Source organism: Streptomyces sp. NPDC049813 (assembly GCF_044465085.1).
Lineage (GTDB): Bacteria > Actinomycetota > Actinomycetes > Streptomycetales > Streptomycetaceae > Streptomyces.
In genome coordinates, this window is sequence record NZ_JBITLI010000027.1 from 1 (window position 1) to 17849 (window position 17849).

General features: G+C 74.7%; 18 protein-coding genes. 14 read left to right on the top strand and 4 right to left on the bottom strand.

Going from position 1 to position 17849, the window contains the following annotated elements; translation table 11 throughout:
• Positions 1–259: 259 nt before the first annotated feature.
• From ACIBW6_RS34195 to ACIBW6_RS34205, 3 genes are all read left to right on the top strand, one after another.
• Entirely contained in the window at positions 260–1135 is an 876-nt protein-coding gene (locus tag ACIBW6_RS34195) for an alpha/beta hydrolase family protein (RefSeq protein ID WP_399066710.1), read from the top strand.
• A 136-nt stretch (positions 1136–1271) separates the two neighbouring features.
• Positions 1272–3236, top strand: coding sequence for a LuxR C-terminal-related transcriptional regulator (locus ACIBW6_RS34200; protein ID WP_399066712.1), 1965 nt, complete (start codon positions 1272–1274; stop codon positions 3234–3236).
• Between the two features lie 183 nt (positions 3237–3419).
• A complete protein-coding gene (locus tag ACIBW6_RS34205) occupies positions 3420–4649 on the top strand; it encodes a PucR family transcriptional regulator (RefSeq protein ID WP_399066777.1) in 1230 nt (409 codons plus the stop codon).
• A 33-nt stretch (positions 4650–4682) separates the two neighbouring features.
• Here ACIBW6_RS34205 and ACIBW6_RS34210 read toward each other — a convergent pair whose 3' ends face one another.
• Positions 4683–5318 (bottom strand): TIGR03085 family metal-binding protein, encoded by a 636-nt coding sequence (locus ACIBW6_RS34210; RefSeq protein ID WP_399066714.1) that lies wholly within the window; start codon positions 5316–5318, stop codon positions 4683–4685.
• Positions 5319–5400: 82 nt separating this feature from the next.
• Between ACIBW6_RS34210 and hisI the strand changes: the two genes are divergently transcribed.
• The 11 genes from hisI (at position 5401) to lgt (ending at position 14301) form a co-directional block, all read left to right on the top strand.
• Entirely contained in the window at positions 5401–5775 is a 375-nt protein-coding gene (gene hisI, locus ACIBW6_RS34215) for a phosphoribosyl-AMP cyclohydrolase (RefSeq protein ID WP_399066716.1), read from the top strand.
• 16 nt (positions 5776–5791) lie between these two features.
• The gene (locus ACIBW6_RS34220) at positions 5792–7288 is read left to right on the top strand and encodes an anthranilate synthase component I (protein WP_399066718.1); all 1497 of its coding nucleotides are present in this window, start codon (positions 5792–5794) and stop codon (positions 7286–7288) included.
• Between the two features lie 49 nt (positions 7289–7337).
• Positions 7338–7988 carry a TIGR02234 family membrane protein gene (locus tag ACIBW6_RS34225; protein ID WP_399066720.1) on the top strand — a complete coding sequence of 217 codons (651 nt, stop codon included), beginning with the start codon at positions 7338–7340 and terminating at the stop codon, positions 7986–7988.
• A 127-nt stretch (positions 7989–8115) separates the two neighbouring features.
• Entirely contained in the window at positions 8116–8364 is a 249-nt protein-coding gene (locus ACIBW6_RS34230) for an HGxxPAAW family protein (RefSeq protein ID WP_399066722.1), read from the top strand.
• A gap of 162 nt (positions 8365–8526) precedes the next feature.
• Entirely contained in the window at positions 8527–8955 is a 429-nt protein-coding gene (locus ACIBW6_RS34235; RefSeq protein WP_399066724.1) for a DUF2752 domain-containing protein, read from the top strand.
• Between the two features lie 130 nt (positions 8956–9085).
• A complete protein-coding gene (gene trpC, locus ACIBW6_RS34240; RefSeq protein WP_399066727.1) occupies positions 9086–9895 on the top strand; it encodes an indole-3-glycerol phosphate synthase TrpC in 810 nt (269 codons plus the stop codon).
• Between the two features lie 8 nt (positions 9896–9903).
• Positions 9904–10050 (top strand): tryptophan biosynthesis modulator TrpM, encoded by a 147-nt coding sequence (trpM, locus tag ACIBW6_RS34245; protein WP_399066729.1) that lies wholly within the window; start codon positions 9904–9906, stop codon positions 10048–10050.
• Positions 10051–10226: 176 nt separating this feature from the next.
• Entirely contained in the window at positions 10227–11516 is a 1290-nt protein-coding gene (gene trpB, locus ACIBW6_RS34250; protein ID WP_399066731.1) for a tryptophan synthase subunit beta, read from the top strand.
• Positions 11513–12328 (top strand): tryptophan synthase subunit alpha, encoded by an 816-nt coding sequence (gene trpA / locus ACIBW6_RS34255; protein ID WP_399066734.1) that lies wholly within the window; start codon positions 11513–11515, stop codon positions 12326–12328. Before trpB ends, trpA begins: the two co-directional genes overlap by 4 nt.
• A gap of 85 nt (positions 12329–12413) precedes the next feature.
• Positions 12414–13181, top strand: a complete 768-nt coding sequence (locus tag ACIBW6_RS34260) for a DsbA family protein (RefSeq protein ID WP_399066736.1) — start codon at positions 12414–12416, stop codon at positions 13179–13181.
• 85 nt (positions 13182–13266) lie between these two features.
• Positions 13267–14301, top strand: coding sequence for a prolipoprotein diacylglyceryl transferase (lgt, locus tag ACIBW6_RS34265; RefSeq protein ID WP_399066737.1), 1035 nt, complete (start codon positions 13267–13269; stop codon positions 14299–14301).
• Positions 14302–14400: 99 nt separating this feature from the next.
• Here the strand turns inward: lgt and ACIBW6_RS34270 are convergent, their stop codons facing one another.
• From ACIBW6_RS34270 to ACIBW6_RS34280, 3 genes are read right to left on the bottom strand one after another with little or no spacing between them, the layout of a single operon-like run.
• Positions 14401–15258, bottom strand: coding sequence for an HpcH/HpaI aldolase/citrate lyase family protein (locus ACIBW6_RS34270; RefSeq protein ID WP_399066739.1), 858 nt, complete (start codon positions 15256–15258; stop codon positions 14401–14403).
• The gene (locus ACIBW6_RS34275) at positions 15255–16490 is read right to left on the bottom strand and encodes a CaiB/BaiF CoA transferase family protein (protein ID WP_399066741.1); all 1236 of its coding nucleotides are present in this window, start codon (positions 16488–16490) and stop codon (positions 15255–15257) included. Before ACIBW6_RS34275 ends, ACIBW6_RS34270 begins: the two co-directional genes overlap by 4 nt.
• The gene (locus ACIBW6_RS34280; RefSeq protein WP_399066744.1) at positions 16487–17845 is read right to left on the bottom strand and encodes an ADP-ribosylglycohydrolase family protein; all 1359 of its coding nucleotides are present in this window, start codon (positions 17843–17845) and stop codon (positions 16487–16489) included. The genes ACIBW6_RS34275 and ACIBW6_RS34280 overlap by 4 nt, the downstream gene beginning before the upstream one ends.
• Positions 17846–17849 lie beyond the last annotated feature (4 nt).

A 17849-nucleotide genomic window follows, 5' to 3' on the forward strand; every position in this document is an offset into this window, starting at 1 on the left:
CCAGCCCCCACCGGGGCGGCAGACGAATGGGGCGCACGCAGTGCGCCTTTCAGGGGCGCGGGGAACGGCGCGCTCAACCCCCACCGGGGCCGCGGCCGGACGGGACGCCGGGGGCGCGGCGCCCCCGACATCCCGGGGCCGGTGGTTTCGCCGATGCACAGCTCACCGCTCACCCCCCACCGTGGTCGCAGTCCGAGACCACGGTGGCCCCCCGGGACGGGAGCCACCCTCCCCCCGAGAGGACCGCATCGTGCAGAAGATGCGCACCCGCATGATCCGTACGGGACTTGCCACCCTGCTGGCCCTGGGCGGCCTGGCCACCTCCCAGGCCGTCACCGCACAGGCCGCCGACAACCCCTACGAGCGCGGCCCCGCCCCCACCACCTCCAGCATCGAGGCGCTGCGCGGCCCGTACTCCGTCTCGCAGACCTCCGTGTCCTCGCTGAGCGTCACCGGGTTCGGCGGCGGCACGATCTACTACCCGTCGTCCACGTCCGACGGCACGTTCGGCGCCATCGCGATCTCCCCGGGCTTCACCGCGTACCAGTCGTCCATCGCCTGGCTGGGCCCGCGCCTGGCCTCGCAGGGGTTCGTCGTCTTCACCATCGACACGAACACGACGCTCGACCAGCCCGACAGCCGGGGCCGCCAACTCCTGTCCGCGCTCGACTACCTGACGGAGAGAAGCTCGGTGCGCACCCGCATCGACACCAGCAGGCTCGGCGTCATGGGGCACTCGATGGGCGGCGGCGGCACCCTGGAAGCCGCCAAGAGCAGGCCCTCGCTGCAGGCGGCGATCCCGCTCACCGGCTGGAACCTCGACACGACCTGGCCCGAGGTCAGGACGCCCACGCTGGTCGTGGGCGCGGACGGCGACACCATCGCGCCGGTGGCCACCCACTCCGAGCCGTTCTACCGGAACCTGCCCAGCTCGCTCGACAAGGCGTACCTGGAGCTGCGCGGCGCCACGCACTTCACTCCGAACTCCTCCAACACCACGATCGCGAAGTACAGCATCTCGTGGCTGAAGCGGTTCATCGACAACGACACCCGCTACGAGCAGTTCCTGTGCCCGCTGCCCTCGGCGAGCCTGACGATCGCCGAGTACCGCGGCAACTGCCCGCACACGTCCTGACGTTCCGAGGCCGTACGTGCTCCGGCGCGGCGCGGGTGCCGACGCGCTGTGCGGGGGCACAGAGTCGACCGGCGCCGGTTGGGTCCCCTCCCAACCGGCGTCGCGCGTGCGGCGGTTCGTCCGTACGGTGACGTAAGTGAGCGCCAGACGTGTCCTGTTGCTGACCGCGGCCGCCTACGAGAGCGACCCCGAGGGGCCGCGCGTGGACGGCGGCCTCGTGCTGCGGGCCGCCGCGGCCGCCGGGCTCGGCGCCCAGGCCCTGGACGCCGCCGAGCGCGCCGGGCTCGAACGGGGCCCGGACGGCCGGCTGCGGCTGCCCGGCCGCCGCGCCGTGTACGAGGCGGCGCGGCCCGCGCACCGCAGAGCCGCCCACCTGCTGCTGGCCGAGGCCGCCGCGGGGGAGCGGCGCCGGACGGCGGAGCTGCTGCACCGGGCGCTCGCGGCGCCGTACCCGGACCGCGCGGCGGGCGACGCCCTGGCCGCCGCGGCCCGGCTGCCGGGCCCCACGCGCGGCGAGCGGGCCACCGCCCTCACCCACGCGGCGGCCCTCGCCGCCGAGCCGGGCGTCCGGGCGGAGCGGCTGGTCGCCGCCGCCGACCAGGCCCGGCTCGCGGGCCGCCCGCACCGCGCCCGCGACCTGCTCGCCCGGGCCGCCCTGCTGACCTGCCAGGACGAGGTGCGGGGGAGCGCCGCGCTGGTGCGCGGCCTGCTCGCGCTGCGGGACGGCCCCGTCGCCGACGCCCGCGCCTCGCTGCTGCTGGCCGCCCGGCTGCGCCCCCGTGGCCGGACGGGGGAGGCCCGGCTCGCCGCCGCGGAGGCCGCCTGGGCGCTCGGCGACGCGGAGGCCTACCGCGGCATGGCCGGGGAGCCACGGGCGGAAGCCGTCACCGCCCGCTCCTACGGGCTCGCGATGGCCGCCGCCCTCGACGAACGCTACGCGGCGGGCCGGGCGGCCTTGCGCCGGTTCGTCGCGGAAGCGGCCGACGCCGGCGATCCGGACGCCCTGCTGCGGGCCGGCGCCGCCGCACTGGTCGCCGGGGACGTGGAGGCCGCCTGCCGGCTGGGCAGCCTGGCCCTGGCCGCGGCCCGCGCCCTCGACGCGGGGCCGGAGGTGCCCCGCGCCCTGGAACTGCTCGCCTACGGCGAGCTGCGCGCCGGACGGCACGCCCGCGCCCGGGCCCACGCCGAGGAAGGGCTGCGGGCCGCCCGCCTGACCGGGCAGCGCAACGTCCTCGCCCACCAGCACGCGATCCTCGCCCTGGTCGCCTCCCTCGACAGCGATGCCGTCACCGTCGCCCGGCACGCGGGCGCCGCGCAGGACATCGCCGCCCGGCACGGCCTCGTCCAGGCCGCCACCCTCGCCCAGTGGGCCCTGGCCAGGGCCGATCTGGCCCGGGGCCGCGCGGCCGAGGCGGCGGCCCGGCTCGGGCCGCTCGTGCGGCCAGGGCCGCGCCGCGGGCACTTCGCCGTCCGGATGCTCGCCGTGCCCTGTTTCGTGGAGGCGGCGGTGGCGGCCGGGGACCTGGCGGGGGCCCGGGCGGCCGTCGCGGAGTTCACGGTCTGGGCCGAGCGCGGTTACGACCGGCAGGCCGAGGGTCAACTCGCCCGCTGTCAGGCGCTGTTGGCCGCCGGTGACCCGGTCCGCGCGGAGGCCCGGTTCACCGAGGCGCTGGCCTGGCACGAGCGCAGCGGCGGCGACTTCGAACGGGCCCGCACCGCCGAGCTGCACGGCGAATGGCTCCGCCGCGCCCGCCGCCCGGCCCGCGCCCGGATCCTGCTGCGCGACGCCCTGGTCGCGTTCGAGCGGTGCGGCGCCACGGTCTGGGCCGCCCGTACGGCCGCCGAACTGCGCGCCACCGGAGACGCCCCCGGCCACGAGGAACCCCCGGGCCGGCTGGCCGAACTGACGCCGCAACAGCTGCGGATCGCGCACTGCGTCGCCGAGGGCGCCACCAACCGCGAGGTGGCCTCACGCCTGTCGGTGAGCCCGCGCACCGTCGACCACCACCTGCGCAACGTCTTCGCGCAGCTCGGCGTCCGCTCCCGCGTCGAACTGGCCCGCCTGGTCGACCGGGCGGAGCACCCGGCGGCCCGTTCCTGACCGCACCCGGCGCCGCGTGCCCGGACTTCCTGTCGCCACCGGGCCCACATCACGGTTTGTGCGCAGCACGGTGTCGTTATCCCCTGAGGGCTGGAGACCGACCAGACGGTATGTCATTCTGCGGGCCCAGGGCGGCTCCGGCACGCCCCGGCACGAGCCGAGCCGAGGAGGACCGTGACCGTGATGCCCGCGCACCTCGTACGTCCCCGCCCCCGCACCCGGACCGCAGCCGCCCCCGCCGGGTCCGACGCGGTCGCCGTGCTGCGCCGCGCCGCGCTGCCCCTCATGAGCCGGCTCCCCGCACTCACCGACCGGCTCATGGCGGACCTGCACGCCACGGAACCCGCCTACCGCGCCGCCATCGACGCCGACCCCGGCGACATCCGGCGCGAGATACAGCGCTCGCTGCGGCACAGCGTCGGCTCACTGCTCGACCCGGGCCGCTCCCGCGAGGCCGCCCGCGCCTGCTCCGCGCGGATCGGCGCCGAGCGCGCGGCCCGCGGCCTGCCGCTCCACGCCCTGCTGGCCGCCTTCCGGCTCGGCGGCGCGCTGATCTGGCAGGCCCTCGTCGACGAGGTGACCCGGCACCACCCCCGCGACGCCCACCTGCTCGTCCACCTCGCCGCCGACGTGCGCGAGTACGTCGACGACCACTGCGCCTGCGTCGCCGAGGCCTACCACCGGGCCGAGCACGAACTGACCTGGCGCCGCGAGAACCGGCGCCGCCTGATGGCCGCCGCCCTCCTCGACGGCACCACCCGCATCGCCGACCTGCCCGACGCCGCCGCCGCGCTCGGCCTGCCCGAGCGCGGCCGCTACGCGGTGGTCCTGGTCGCCGGCGGCCGGGGCGCCGGGCCCGCTCCCGCCGGGACCCGCGCGGTGTGGCACCCGGGCCCCGACGCCGAGCGCGGCATCGTCGCCCTGGGCGAGTGCGACGTACGGGGGCTCGCCGCCCACTGGCGCGCGCGGGCCGACCGCGCGGCCGGGCTGCGCGTCGGCATCAGCTCCGCCGTCGAGGGCCTCGCCGGTGTCGGCAGCGCCCTGCGCCTCGCCGGGACCGCGCTGCGCATCTGCCCGCCGGACGGCGGTACCGTCCTGCTCGACGACGAACTGCCCGCCGCCCTCGTGGCGGGCGCCCCCGCACTCGGCGGCCTCCTCGCCGACCGGGTGCTCGGGCCGCTGCGCGCGCTGCCGCCCGCCGACGGGGCGCTGCTGCTCGACACCCTGACCGCCTGGCTGGACTGCGACGGCTCCGCGCAGCGCGCCGCCGCCCGCCTCTACTGTCACCGCAACACGGTCCTCAACCGGCTGCGCCGCTGCGAACAGCTCACCGGACGCAGCCTGACCCGCCCCGCCGACCTGGTGGAACTGGCCCTGGCCCTGACCGCGTACCGGCTGCGCCCGCGGGGCTGAGACCCCGCGGGGAGCCGCGCGGCACCGCGCCCTCTACAGGCCGAGCGCCTTGGTCTCGCTCAGCTGGGTGATGGCCGTCTTCTCCCCGTCCAGCTCCACGTCCGCGGCGGCCTGGCGGCCGAAGGCGTACATCAGCAGCTCCGAGGGCTCACCGGTGACCGTCACCACCGGCGTGCCGCGGTGGGCGACCGCCGTCCGGCCGTCGGGGCGGCGCAGCACCAGGCCGACGGGCGCCTTGCGGCCCATCACCCGGGCCATCCGCTCCAGGCGCGACCACAGCACCTCGTTGAAGACCGGGTCGAGCTCGCGCGGCGACCAGTCCGCCTGCGCACGGCGCACGTCCTCGGCGTGGATGTAGAACTCGACCACGTTCGCCGCCTCGTCGAGCTGCTTGAGGGCGAACGGCGAGAACCGTGGCGGCCCCGTCCGGATCAGCTGGATCAGTTCTTCGTAGGGCTTCTCCGCGAACTCGCCCTGCACCCGCTCCAGGCGGGCGGCGAGCTGCTTGACGAGGGTGCCGCCGGCGGCGTCGGGGCGGCGCTCGCGCACCACGACGTGCGCCGCCAGGTCCCGGGCGGTCCAGCCCTCGCACAGAGTGGGGGCCTCCGGGCCCGCCGCCTCCAACAGATCGGCGAGGAGAAGTCGTTCACGCTTGGCATGGGTCGACATGCCCGCAAGCCTACGGCCGCCCGCACCGTCCGGACAGTGGACTCCCGCCCGGATCGCGATCCGGGCGCGGCACAATGGCCTCATGAGCAGCACGCCCCCGCCCAGTGACCTCGACCCGGCCGTCGCCGCCCGCCTCAAGCGCAGCGCCGACGGCCTGGTCCCCGCCATCGCCCAGCAGTACGACACCGGCGAGGTGCTGATGCTCGGCTGGATGGACGACGAGGCGCTGCACCGCACCCTGACCACGGGCCGCTGCACGTACTGGTCGCGCAGCCGCCGCGAGTACTGGGTCAAGGGCGACACCTCGGGCCACGTCCAGCACGTGAAGTCCGTCGCGCTCGACTGCGACGCCGACACGCTCCTCGTCAAGGTCGACCAGGTCGGCGCCGCCTGCCACACCGGCGCCAGGACCTGCTTCGACGCCGACCCGCTGCCGGTCACGGCCCCGGCCCTCTAAGATCTAAGCTCCTCCCATGGATCTCGAGACCTTCCGCAAGCTCGCGACCGACCGCCGAGTGATCCCCGTCAGCCGCAAGCTCCTCGCGGACGGTGACACGCCCGTCGGCCTCTATCGCAAGCTCGCCGCCGAGCGGCCCGGCACGTTCCTCCTGGAGTCCGCGGAGAACGGGCGCTCCTGGTCCCGTTACTCCTTCGTCGGCGTGCACTCCGCCGGCACGCTGACCTCCCGCGACGGCCAGGCCCACTGGCTGGGCACCCCGCCGGTCGGCGTCCCCGTCGACGGCGATCCGCTCGCCGCGCTGCGCGCCACCATCGAGGCCCTGCACACCCCGCGCTACGAAGGCCTGCCGCCGTTCACCGGCGGCATGGTCGGCTACCTCGGCTACGACATCGTGCGCCGCCTGGAGAAGATCGGCCCCGGCGACCGGGACGACCTGAACCTGCCCGAGCTGACGATGCTGCTCACCAGCGACCTCGCCGTGCTCGACCACTGGGACGGCTCCGTCCTGCTGATCGCCAACGCCATCAACCACAACGACCTCGACACCGGTGTCGACGAGGCCTACGCCGACGCCGTGGCCCGGCTCGACGCCATGGAGGCCGACCTCGCCGAGCCGGCGCACACCGCCCCGGCCGCCCTGCCCCCCTCCGAGCTGCCCGACTTCACCGCGCTGTGGGGCGGCGAGCAGTACCAGGAGGCCGTCGAGGACATCAAGGAGCGGATCCGGGCGGGCGAGGCCTTCCAGGTCGTTCCCTCCCAGCGGTTCGAAACCCCGTGCACGGCCAGTGCGTTGGACGTCTACCGCGTACTGCGGGCCACCAACCCGTCGCCGTACATGTACCTCTTCCGCTTCGACGGGTTCGACGTCGTCGGCTCGTCCCCGGAGGCCCTGGTCAAGGTCGAGGACGGCCGCGCCATGGTCCACCCCATCGCCGGCACCCGGCCGCGCGGCGCCACCCCGCAGGCCGACCAGGCGCTCGCCGACGAGCTGCTCGCCGACCCCAAGGAGCGCGCCGAGCACCTCATGCTCGTCGACCTCGGCCGCAACGACCTGGGCCGGGTCTGCGAACCCGGCTCCGTCGAGGTCGTCGACTTCATGTCCATCGAGCGGTACTCGCACGTCATGCACATCGTCTCGACCGTCACCGGCCGGGTCACCGGCGACCGGACCGCCTTCGACGTGCTCACCGCCTGCTTCCCGGCCGGCACCCTCTCCGGCGCCCCCAAGCCCCGCGCGATGCAGATCATCGACGAACTGGAGCCGTCCCGGCGCGGCCTGTACGGCGGCTGCGTCGGCTACCTGGACTTCGCCGGCGACTCCGACACCGCCATCGCGATCCGTACCGCGCTGCTGCGCGACGGCACCGCGTACGTGCAGGCGGGCGCGGGGGTCGTCGCCGACTCGGACCCCGTCGCCGAGGACACCGAGTGCCGCAACAAGGCCGCCGCCGTGCTGCGCGCCGTCCACACCGCGAACCGGCTCGGCGCCGCCGGTCCCGGTGTGAAGTGACCCACGCCTCGCGCCCCCGGCGCACACACACCTGTGCGGACAGGCGATAGTGGAGTACGTGACTGCCGTACCGCACCCCCGAACCGAAGCTCCCGACACCGCCGGGCCGAGCAGATACGGCCGGCGCAGTCTGGGCGTCGCCCTGCTCTTCGGTGCCGCGGGCGCCGCGGTCGCGCTGCTCGCCTCCCGGCAGGAGTGGTGCTCGGGCGTCGCCGCCGTCGCCGGCGGCAAGCTGCCGCTGACCGCCCGGGGGAGCGACGTCACGGGCGTCCCGGCCTCCCTCGCCATCGTGGGACTCGCCGCCCTCGTCGCCGTGTTCGCGGTGCGCCGCGCGGGCCGCGTCCTGGTCGCCGCGCTGCTCGCGCTCAGCGGCGCGGGTGCCGTCGCCGCCGCCGTGCTCGGCGCCGACGACCGCTCCGCGCTCGACGAGAAGGCCGCAGAGGCGGCCGGCACGACGAACTCCACCGTCGACGCCCTCAGCCACACCGCCTGGCCCTACGTGGCGGCCGCCGGCGGCGCCCTCCTGCTGATCGCCGGGATCCTCGCCGTCGTCTACGGCGCCGCCTGGCCCTCCATGGGCGGCCGCTACGAGCGCGACGGCTCTCCGCGCGCCCGCCGGACGAAGCCGGTCGACCCCGACCGCCCCGAGGAACTGTGGAAGGCCCTCGACCGCGGCGAGGACCCGACGGGCACGGCCTGACCCCGCGTTCGTCCCGTACGCGCAGGTACGGGACAATGGAACCGCACGACGTATTCGCGGCAGGACCCGTCGTCCCCGGCGGGGAGCGGGCGCTGCCGCACAGGCCATAAGCAACGAGGAGCAAGCCATGGCGGACAGCAGCCACGGACACACCCCGGCCGCCTGGACCGGTGTCATCATCGCCTTCATCGGGTTCATCGTCGCGGGCGCCTTCATGGTGATGGTGAAGCCCGTCGGCTTCTGGGTCGGCATGGCGCTGCTGGTCATCGCCCCGATCGTGGGCGGTGTGATGAGCATGGCGGGCCTGGGCAAGCCCAAGCGCGCCGAGCTGGTGCTGCCGGCCAAGTCCGGGCACGCCGCGGGCTCGGAGGCCTGACACCTCCGGTACGGCGTACGAACAGGGGCGGGACGGCGCGAAGGCCGTACCGCCCCTGTCGCGTCTCCCGCCGTACCGCCCCTGTCGCGTCTCGCGCCGTTCGCTCGGGAAACCGGCGGTTCCTGAGGGGCGGAGCGCGTCGCACCGGGGGAGAATTCCGGGGTGACCGCCGAGACGACCCGCACCGCCCCCGCAGGACCGCTGCGCCGCGCCGCGGTCCCGCTGGGGATCCTCGCCGGGGTCGCCGCCGCCTTCGCCTACGTCGGCGCGGTCGACCCGAACGAGACGGGGCACTACCCCGCCTGCCCGCTGCTCAGCGCCACCGGCGTCTACTGCCCTGGCTGCGGCGGCCTGCGCAGCGCCCACGCGCTCGTCCACGGCGACCTCGGGGCCGCCCTGGGCGCCAACGCCCTCGCGGTGGCCGGATACGCGCTCTTCGCCGTGGTGTGGGCCGTCTGGGCCGGCCGGGCGGTACGGGGTCGCCCGTTCGGCCTCTCCCTGGGCCGTGTCCACCTGTGGACGCTGGGCGCCGTGGTGCTGGCCTTCACCGTTGTCCGGAACCTGCCGCTCGGTGGCTTCCTACACCCTTGATCAGCACCATCTGTCCAGGTAGTGGGACCACGAACAACCGGATGCAGGGGCTTCGGCCTCCTGCGGATACCATCGCAGTGACCACTCGGTTGCTCTGTGAACCGAATCGCAAGAAAGGAAGTCCGCTCGCGTGAGTGTGCTCGACGAGATCATCGACGGAGTCCGTGCCGACCTCGCGGAACGGCAGGCGCGCGTCAGCCTCGACGAGCTCAAGGAGCGCGCGGCGCAGGCTCCCGCGGCCAAGGACGGGGTCGCCGCCCTGCGCGGCGACGGTGTCAAGGTCATCTGTGAGGTCAAGCGGTCCAGCCCCTCCAAGGGCGCGCTCGCCGCGATCGCCGACCCGGCCGCCCTCGCCGCCGACTACGAGGCGGGCGGCGCCGCCGTCATCTCCGTCCTCACCGAACAGCGGCGCTTCGGCGGCTCCCTCGCCGACCTCGAAGCGGTCCGCGCCAAGGTCGACATCCCGGTCCTGCGCAAGGACTTCATCGTCACCTCCTACCAGCTGTGGGAGGCCCGCGCTTACGGAGCCGACCTGGCCCTGCTGATCGTCGCCGCGCTCGACCAGCCCGCCCTGGAGTCCCTGATCGAGCGGGCCGAGTCCATCGGTCTCACCCCGCTCGTCGAGGCGCACGACGAGGACGAGGTGGAGCGGGCCGTCGACGCCGGGGCGAAGATCATCGGCATCAACACCCGCAACCTCAAGGACCTCACGGTCGACCGGGGCACCTTCGAGCGCGTCGCCCCGGACATCCCGGACCACATCGTCAAGGTGGCCGAGTCCGGCGTGCGCGGCCCGCACGACCTGATCGCGTACGCGAACGCGGGGGCGGACGCCGTCCTCGTGGGCGAGTCCCTGGTGACCGGCCGCGACCCGCGCTCGGCCGTCTCCGACCTGGTCGCCGCCGGCGCGCACCCGGCCCTCCGCCACGGACGGGGCTGACCCGCACGATGCGCATCGCCGCCCGCCTGGCACCCGGCTGCCGCCCGCGCGGCTGCCGGGCGCCTGCGCGGCGCGTGCGGGGCCGCCGGGTGCGGTATGTCATCGGCGACGAGCCGGGCCAGGTCAACGGCATGCGATGGCCGGCGCCCCGCTAGGGGCGCGGGGAACTGCGCGACGAGCCACGACGTCGCGACAGTCGGACGAATCGTCTGCCATCAACGGCGCGTAGCCGTCCTCACCCCGGCGGGGGGTTGCTCGCGCAGTTCCCCGCGCCCCTGGCGGGGTTGATCGTGTCCCATGATCACCCAGTCACGCCACGCGAGGTAAAGGCATGCCCAGCGAGTACTTCCACCCCGACCCGGAGGGTCAGGTCCCCAGCGCCGAGGGGTACTTCGGCGCGTTCGGCGGCACGTTCATCCCGGAGGCGCTGGTCGCCGCCGTGGACGAGGTCGCCGTCGAGTACGACAAGGCCAAGAACGACCCCGAGTTCGCCCGCGAGCTCGACGACCTGATGGTCCACTACACCGGCCGCCCCAGCAGCCTGACCGAGGTGCCCCGGTTCGCCGAGCACGCCGGCGGCGCCCGCGTCTTCCTCAAGCGCGAGGACCTGAACCACACCGGCTCCCACAAGATCAACAACGTGCTGGGCCAGGCGCTGCTCACCAAGCGCATGGGCAAGACCCGCGTCATCGCCGAGACCGGCGCGGGCCAGCACGGCGTCGCGACGGCCACCGCCTGCGCGCTCTTCGGCCTCGAATGCACCATCTACATGGGCGAGATCGACACCCAGCGCCAGGCCCTGAACGTGGCCCGCATGCGCATGCTCGGCGCCGAGGTCATCGCCGTGAAGTCCGGCAGCCGCACCCTCAAGGACGCCATCAACGAGGCGTTCCGCGACTGGGTCGCCAACGTCGACCGCACGCACTACCTCTTCGGCACCGTCGCGGGCCCGCACCCCTTCCCGGCCATGGTCCGCGACTTCCACCGCGTCATCGGCGTCGAGGCCCGCCGCCAGATCCTGGAGCGCGCGGGCCGGCTGCCCGACGCCGCGATCGCCTGCGTCGGCGGCGGCTCGAACGCCATCGGCCTCTTCCACGCCTTCATCCCGGACGCCGGCGTCCGCCTCGTCGGCTGCGAGCCCGCGGGCCACGGCATCGAGACCGGTGAGCACGCGGCGACCCTGACCGCGGGCGAACCCGGCATCCTGCACGGCTCGCGCTCCTACGTCCTCCAGGACGAGGAGGGCCAGATCACCGAGCCGTACTCGATCTCGGCGGGCCTCGACTACCCGGGCATCGGCCCCGAGCACGCCTACCTCAAGGACAGCGGGCGCGGCGAGTACCGCGCCGTCACCGACGACGCCGCGATGCAGGCACTGCGCCTGCTCTCGCGCACCGAGGGCATCATCCCGGCCATCGAGTCCGCGCACGCCCTCGCCGGCGCCCTGGAGGTCGGCAAGGAGCTGGGCCCGGACGGGCTGATCGTCGTCAACCTGTCGGGCCGCGGCGACAAGGACATGGACACCGCCGCCCGCTACTTCGGCCTGTACGACGAGGGTGCCGACGCCGAGGTCGCGGCCGACGCCGCGCAGACCGCAGAGATCGAGGGGGACGCCAAGTGAGCGGGAACATCCAACTCCTTTCCGACACCCTGGCGGCCGCCAGGAACGAGGGCCGCGCCGCCCTGATCGCCTACCTGCCCGCCGGGTTCCCGACGGTCGACGGCGGCATCGAGGCCGTCAAGGCCGCCTTCGACGGCGGCGCCGACGTGGTGGAGGTGGGCCTGCCCCACTCCGACCCGGTGCTCGACGGGCCGGTCATCCAGACCGCCGACGACATCGCGCTGCGCGGCGGCCTGAAGATCAAGGACGTCATGCGCACGGTCCGCGAGGCCCACGAGGCCACCGGCAAGCCGGTCCTCGTCATGACGTACTGGAACCCCATCGACCGCTACGGCGTCGAGCGGTTCACCGCCGAGCTCGCCGAGGCGGGCGGCGCCGGCTGCATCCTGCCCGACCTGCCCGTGCAGGAGTCGGCGACCTGGCGCGAGCACGCCGACAAGCACGGCCTCGGGACCGTCTTCGTCGTCGCGCCCAGCAGCAAGGACGAGCGGCTCGCCACCATCACGGCCGCCGGTTCGGGCTTCGTCTACGCCGCCTCGCTGATGGGCGTCACCGGTACCCGCGAGTCCGTCGGCAACCAGGCCCAGGACCTCGTACGCCGTACCAAGGCCACCACCGACCTGCCCGTCTGCGTCGGCCTCGGTGTCTCCGACGCCCGGCAGGCCAAGGAGGTCGCGGCCTTCGCCGACGGCGTCATCGTCGGCTCGGCGTTCGTGAAGCGGCTGCTCGACGCGGACGACCAGGCCGCGGGCGTCGCCGCCGTCCGCGCCCTCGCCGGTGAACTCGCGGCGGGCGTGCGGGGCACCGCGTAAGGGGCACCACCGAGCAAGGTCACCCATCTGGGTGGAAGTGGACCGGGGAGGCACGCTCGTGCCTCCCCGGTTCGTTGGCGCAGGTGTGAGCGAGAAGAACCGTGAGGGAAAGCGCGTGGCCCGGGACCGGCTGGCCGCGGAGCGAGAGAAGCAGCGAAGCGCGGAGAAGCGCCGCCGCACGTTGATCGTGGGCGCCGCCGTCGTCTGCGTGCTCGGGCTGGCCGCCGTGATCGGGGTGGTCGCCGCGAACTCGGGCGACGACAGCTCCGGCTCCACGTCCGCGGCCGCACCGAAGGGGGCCGCCGGCAAGGACGGTCTGGCCATCCCGGTGGGCAAGGACAGCGCCAAGTCGACGCTCACGGTGTGGGAGGACTTCCGCTGCCCCGCCTGCAAGTCCTTCGAGGACGGCTTCCGTTCGACCATCCATGAGCTGACCGATGCGGGACAGCTGAAGGCCGAGTACCACACGGTCACGCTCATCGACTCGAACATGGGCGGCAGCGGCTCGCTGCGCGCGGGGAACGCGGCGGCGTGCGCGCAGGACGCGGGGAAGTTCACCGAGTACCACGACGTGCTGTACGAGAACCAGCCGAAGGAGACCGAGGACACCTTCTCGGACAACGGCAAGCTGATCGACCTGGCCGGCAAGGTCGACGGACTCGTCACCGACTCGTTCAAGTCCTGTGTGAACGACGGCAAGCACGACGGCTGGATCGCCAAGTCCTACAAGGCGTTCCAGGACGCCGGCCACAAGGGCACCCCGACGGTGCTGCTCGACGGCAAGAACCTCATGGACGACCAGACCATGACCCCCGCCAAGCTGAAGCAGACGGTGCAGGACGCCAACAAGTAGCGCGGTGCCGTGCGGGGCTTGTTATGGAGACGTAGCCGGGCTGCCGGACGTCTCCACGGCCCGGCACGGTAGCGTCGACCCTGCCATGGAACTTGCCTACATCCCCAGTCCGTCGCAGGGCGTGGTCCACCTCGGGCCCATCCCGCTGCGCGGCTACGCGTTCTGCATCATCATCGGCGTCTTCGTGGCCGTCTGGCTCGGCAACAAGCGCTGGATCGCCCGCGGCGGGCAGCCCGGCACGGTCGCCGACATCGCGGTCTGGGCGGTGCCCTTCGGCCTGGTCGGCGGGCGCCTCTACCACGTGATCACGGACTACGAGCTGTACTTCAGCGAGGGCCGTGACTGGGTGGACGCCTTCAAGATCTGGGAGGGCGGCCTCGGCATCTGGGGCGCCATCGCGCTCGGCGCGGTCGGCGCCTGGATCGGCTGCCGCCGCCGTGGCATCCCGCTCCCGGCGTGGGCCGACGCCCTCGCGCCCGGCATCGTCCTCGCGCAGGCCATCGGCCGCTGGGGCAACTGGTTCAACCAGGAGCTGTACGGCCGGGCCACCGACCTGCCGTGGGCCCTGAAGATCACCTCGGACACGGACGGCCGGGTGCCGGGCACCTACCACCCGACGTTCCTGTACGAGTCGCTGTGGTGCGTCGGCGTCGCGCTGCTCGTCATCTGGGCCGACCGCAAGTTCAAGCTGGGCCACGGCCGGGCGTTCGCGCTGTACGTCGCCGCGTACTGCGCCGGCCGGTTCTGGATCGAGTACATGCGGGTCGACGACGCGCACCACATCCTGGGGATGCGCCTCAACAACTGGACGGCGATCTTCGTCTTCCTGCTGGCCGTCGCCTACCTCGTGGTGTCCTCGAAGAAGCGGCCGGGCCGCGAGGAGATCGTCGAGCCGCAGGCCCCCGGGAGCGAGGCGACGGCCGACGCCAAGGACGAGGCCGACGCCACGGGTGACGCCGGGACCGCGGACGCGACCGAGGACGCGCGCGACACCGAGGCCGAGGACCCGAGCGCGACGGCGAGCGGGACGGCGGCCGGGGAGAAGACCGCGGCCAAGGACGACGCCGATGCCGATGGCGCCGCGGACGCCGACACCGACGCCGAGGTCAAGAAGGCCTGAGCGGACGCGGCGGGTTCGTCAACGAGGGCGCCGGACCACGAGGTCCGGCGCCCTCCGGCGTGCGGGGCCGCGCCGGACGAGGTCCGAGGGGGCCCGTCCTCACACGCCGGACCGGCTCGTCCCGCGGCCCGCCAGGGCCAGGGTGCGCTGCGCCCCCGCCACCACCGCCGCGTCCACGAACCGCCCGTCCGGCAGGGCGAGGGCCCCGGCGTCGGTGGCCGCCGCCCGGACGATCTCCTCGGCCGCCGCGACCTCCTCCGCCGTCGGCCGGAACGCCTCCTCGATCACCGGCAGCTGGCGCGGGTGGATCGCGGTGCGCCCGAAGAAGCCGAGCGCCCGGCCCTCGGCGCACGAGCGGGCCAGCCCCTCCAGGTCGCGGACGTCCGGGTGGACGGACTGCGGCGGGGGCGGCAGACGGGCGGCGCGGGCCGCCACCACCGCCCGGCCGCGCACCCACGAAAGACCCGCCGCGTCCGTGATGCCCAGCTCGGCCCGCAGGTCCGCCTCGCCGAGCGCGATGCCCCGCACCGCGGGATGGGCGGCGATGCCGTAGGCGTGCTCGACGCCGAGCGCGGACTCCAGCAGGGCGTACAGCGGCGGGACGTCGGGGGCCCAGTCGGCGACCCGGTCCAGCTCCGCGGCGGCGCGCACCTTCGGCAGGCGCAGCGCGTCCAGGCCGGGCAGCGGGGCCAGGCGCCGGACCTCCCGCTCGGCGAGCGGCCCGTCCAGCGCGTTCACCCGGACGTGCACCGGCACCCGGTGCCGGTCGGCGAGCAGCTCCGCCGTCGCGTCCAGGGCGTACGCCTTGCGGTCGGGGGCGACGGCGTCCTCCAGGTCGACCAGGACCACGTCGGCGCCGCAGCCGAGCGCCTTCGCGACCACGTCGGGCCGGTCCCCGGGTACGTACAGCCAGGTCAGGTACACCGCGCCGGGGCGCGTCCCGCTCATGCCGCTCATACCGCACCAGCCTCGCGCAACGCGGCGATCTGCGCCTGCGACAGGCCGAGGCCGCCGAGCAGTTCGTCGGTGTCGGCGCCGTGCGGGCGGCCCGGCCACCGGACGGCGCCCGGCGTCTCGGAGAGGCGGAAGAGGACGTTCTGCATCTTGACCGTGCCCAGCTCCGGGTCGGGGAGCTCGGTGATGGTGCCGAGCGCCTCGTACTGCGGGTCCGCCAGCACGTCGCGGACGTCGTAGACCGGGGCGATCGCCGCCTCGGCCCGCTCGAAGGCGGCCACCACCTCGGCGCGCGTGTGGGCCGCGATCCAGCCGCCGACCGCCTCGTCGAGTTCGTCGGCGTGCCCGGCCCGGCCGGAACCCGTCGCGAACCACTCCTCGTCGATCAGCTCCGCCCGGCCCACCAGCCGCATCACGCGCTCCGCGACGGACTGCGCGGAGGTCGACACGGCGACCCAGCTGCCGTCGCTGGTGCGGTAGGTGTTGCGCGGCGCGTTGTTCGAGGAGCGGTTGCCGGTGCGTGGCTGGACGTAACCGAGCTGGTCGTACCAGGTGGCCTGCGGGCCGAGGATCGCCAGCATCGGCTCGATGATCGCCATGTCGACGACCTGGCCGCGGCCCGTGGAGTCCCGGCCGCGCAGCGCCGCCATCACCGCGTACGAGGTGGCGAGCGCGGCGATGGAGTCGGCGAGGCCGAACGGCGGCAGGGTGGGCGGCCCGTCCGGCTGGCCGGTGATCGCCGCGAAGCCGCTCATGGCCTCCGCGAGCGTGCCGAACCCGGGGCGGCGCGCGTAGGGGCCGAACTGGCCGAAGCCGGTGACGCGGGCCAGCACGAGCCGGGGGTTGGCGGCGCTCAGCTCGTCCCAGCCGAGGTGCCACTTCTCCAGGGTGCCGGGGCGGAAGTTCTCGATGACCACGTCGGACTCGGCGACCAGCTTGAGCAGGACGCTGCGGCCGCCGGGGGAGGAGAGGTCGAGAGTGAGGTTCTTCTTGTTGCGCCCCAGGTGCTTCCACCACAGGCCGACGCCGTCCTTCGCCGGGCCGTGGCCCCGCGACGGGTCCGGCCTGCGCGGGTGCTCGATCTTGACCACCTCGGCGCCGAAGTCGCCGAGCATGGTGGCGCAGAGCGGGCCCGCGAAGAGCGTGGCCAGGTCCAGGACGCGCAGGCCGGTGAGCGGCCCGGCGGGGGCCGGTTCGGACGCCGGGTGGGGGGTCGGGTCGTGCGGGGTCGTCATGCGCTCGCCTCCAGCGTGAGTGCGGCCAGTTCGTCGAAACCGCTGCCGTCGAAGCCCGCGACCGTCGTGGCCAGCCGGTTCTTCAGCGGCGCCGTCCACTTCGCGCCGAGCGCGCCGGGCTCCCCCGCGAGCAGGCCGGCGACCGAACCGGCCGTCGCCCCGTTGGAGTCCGTGTCCCAGCCGCCCGCCACGGCGCGGCAGACGGAGCCCTCGAAGTCACCGTCCGCGTGGGTGAGCGCGGCCGCCAGCAGCGCCGCGTTCGGCAGGACGTGCACCCAGTGGTGGGTGGCGGCGTAGACACGGTGCAGCTCGTCCACGACCGTGTCGAAGTCCCGGTGGGCGCGGGCCAGTTCGATGCCCAGGCGGACCGCTTCCGCATAGCGCGAGCCCGGGGGCACGACGGTGAGGCCCGTCCGGAGGGCCTGGTGGACGTCGGTCGGGCCGGCGGCCGCCGCCGCGAGGAGCGCGGCGGTGAACATCGCCCCGTACACGCCGTTCGCGGTGTGCGTGAGCACCGCGTCCCGGTGCGCCAGCTCCGCGGCGCGCCCCGGGTCGCCCGGCTGGGTCCAGCCGAAGACGTCCGCGCGGATCTGCGCGCCGATCCACTCCCGGAACGGGTTGCGGTACGCGGCGGTGGCGGGCGGCTCGATGCCGTCCAGCAGGTTGCGGTACGCGATCCGCTCGGCGGTGAAGGTGCGGCCCGCGGGCAGCTCGTCCAGCCAGAGCCGCGCCACGTCCCCGGTGGTGAACCCGGTCCCGTGGCGCTGGAGCAGCAGCAGGTTCAGCAGCGGGTAGTTGAGGTCGTCGTCCTCCGGCATGCCGTCGATGTTCTCGGCGAGCGAGGTCGGCGCGCTGCGCCGGTTCCACGGGTGGGCCGCGGCGACCGCCGGGTCCAGGCCCACCTCGGTGAACCAGCCGGCCAGGGGCCAGTTGCCGGTGGACCGGGCGAGGGCACGGATGCCGGCCAGCGGCAGCTTCTCCACCGGCTTGCCCAGCAGGCATCCGGCGGCCCGGCCCAGCCAGGCGGCGTGCAGGGCCCGGTGCGCGGCGGGCCGGGCAGGGGTGGCCCGCGCCGGCCAGTCCGGGCAGCGGGACCTGATCGCGTCCAGCCCGGTCGGCTCCTGCGCCGCACGCGGCGCGGGCAGGGCGGCGAGCTCGTCCAGCAGCTCGCCGGCCAGGCCGCGCAGCTCCGGGCCGCCGGTGAGCGGTGACGCTCCCGCCCGCTCGGGCGCCGGGTGACCGCCCGCCGCCGCCCAGCGCCGGGCGACCCCCGCCGCGTCCCGGCCGTCCTGCTCCGCCTGGCGCAGCTCGTGGCCGACCAGGTCCTCGGGCTGGACCCACGTCAGGCGCAGCATCGCG

What these genes read in the sequence shown, in the direction of transcription:
- ACIBW6_RS34195 (WP_399066710.1), top strand. Translation starts at nt 260, where the DNA reads ATGCGCACCCGCATGATCCGTACGGGACTTGCCACCCTGCTGGCCCTG.
- ACIBW6_RS34205 (WP_399066777.1), top strand. Translation starts at nt 3,420, where the DNA reads ATGCCCGCGCACCTCGTACGTCCCCGCCCCCGCACCCGGACCGCAGCC.
- ACIBW6_RS34210 (WP_399066714.1), bottom strand. Translation starts at nt 5,318, where the DNA reads ATGTCGACCCATGCCAAGCGTGAACGACTTCTCCTCGCCGATCTGTTG.
- hisI (WP_399066716.1), top strand. Translation starts at nt 5,401, where the DNA reads ATGAGCAGCACGCCCCCGCCCAGTGACCTCGACCCGGCCGTCGCCGCC.
- ACIBW6_RS34220 (WP_399066718.1), top strand. Translation starts at nt 5,792, where the DNA reads ATGGATCTCGAGACCTTCCGCAAGCTCGCGACCGACCGCCGAGTGATC.
- ACIBW6_RS34230 (WP_399066722.1), top strand. Translation starts at nt 8,116, where the DNA reads ATGGCGGACAGCAGCCACGGACACACCCCGGCCGCCTGGACCGGTGTC.
- trpM (WP_399066729.1), top strand. Translation starts at nt 9,904, where the DNA reads ATGCGCATCGCCGCCCGCCTGGCACCCGGCTGCCGCCCGCGCGGCTGC.
- trpB (WP_399066731.1), top strand. Translation starts at nt 10,227, where the DNA reads ATGCCCAGCGAGTACTTCCACCCCGACCCGGAGGGTCAGGTCCCCAGC.
- lgt (WP_399066737.1), top strand. Translation starts at nt 13,267, where the DNA reads ATGGAACTTGCCTACATCCCCAGTCCGTCGCAGGGCGTGGTCCACCTC.
- ACIBW6_RS34270 (WP_399066739.1), bottom strand. Translation starts at nt 15,258, where the DNA reads ATGAGCGGCATGAGCGGGACGCGCCCCGGCGCGGTGTACCTGACCTGG.
- ACIBW6_RS34275 (WP_399066741.1), bottom strand. Translation starts at nt 16,490, where the DNA reads ATGACGACCCCGCACGACCCGACCCCCCACCCGGCGTCCGAACCGGCC.
- ACIBW6_RS34280 (WP_399066744.1), bottom strand. Translation starts at nt 17,845, where the DNA reads ATGCTGCGCCTGACGTGGGTCCAGCCCGAGGACCTGGTCGGCCACGAG.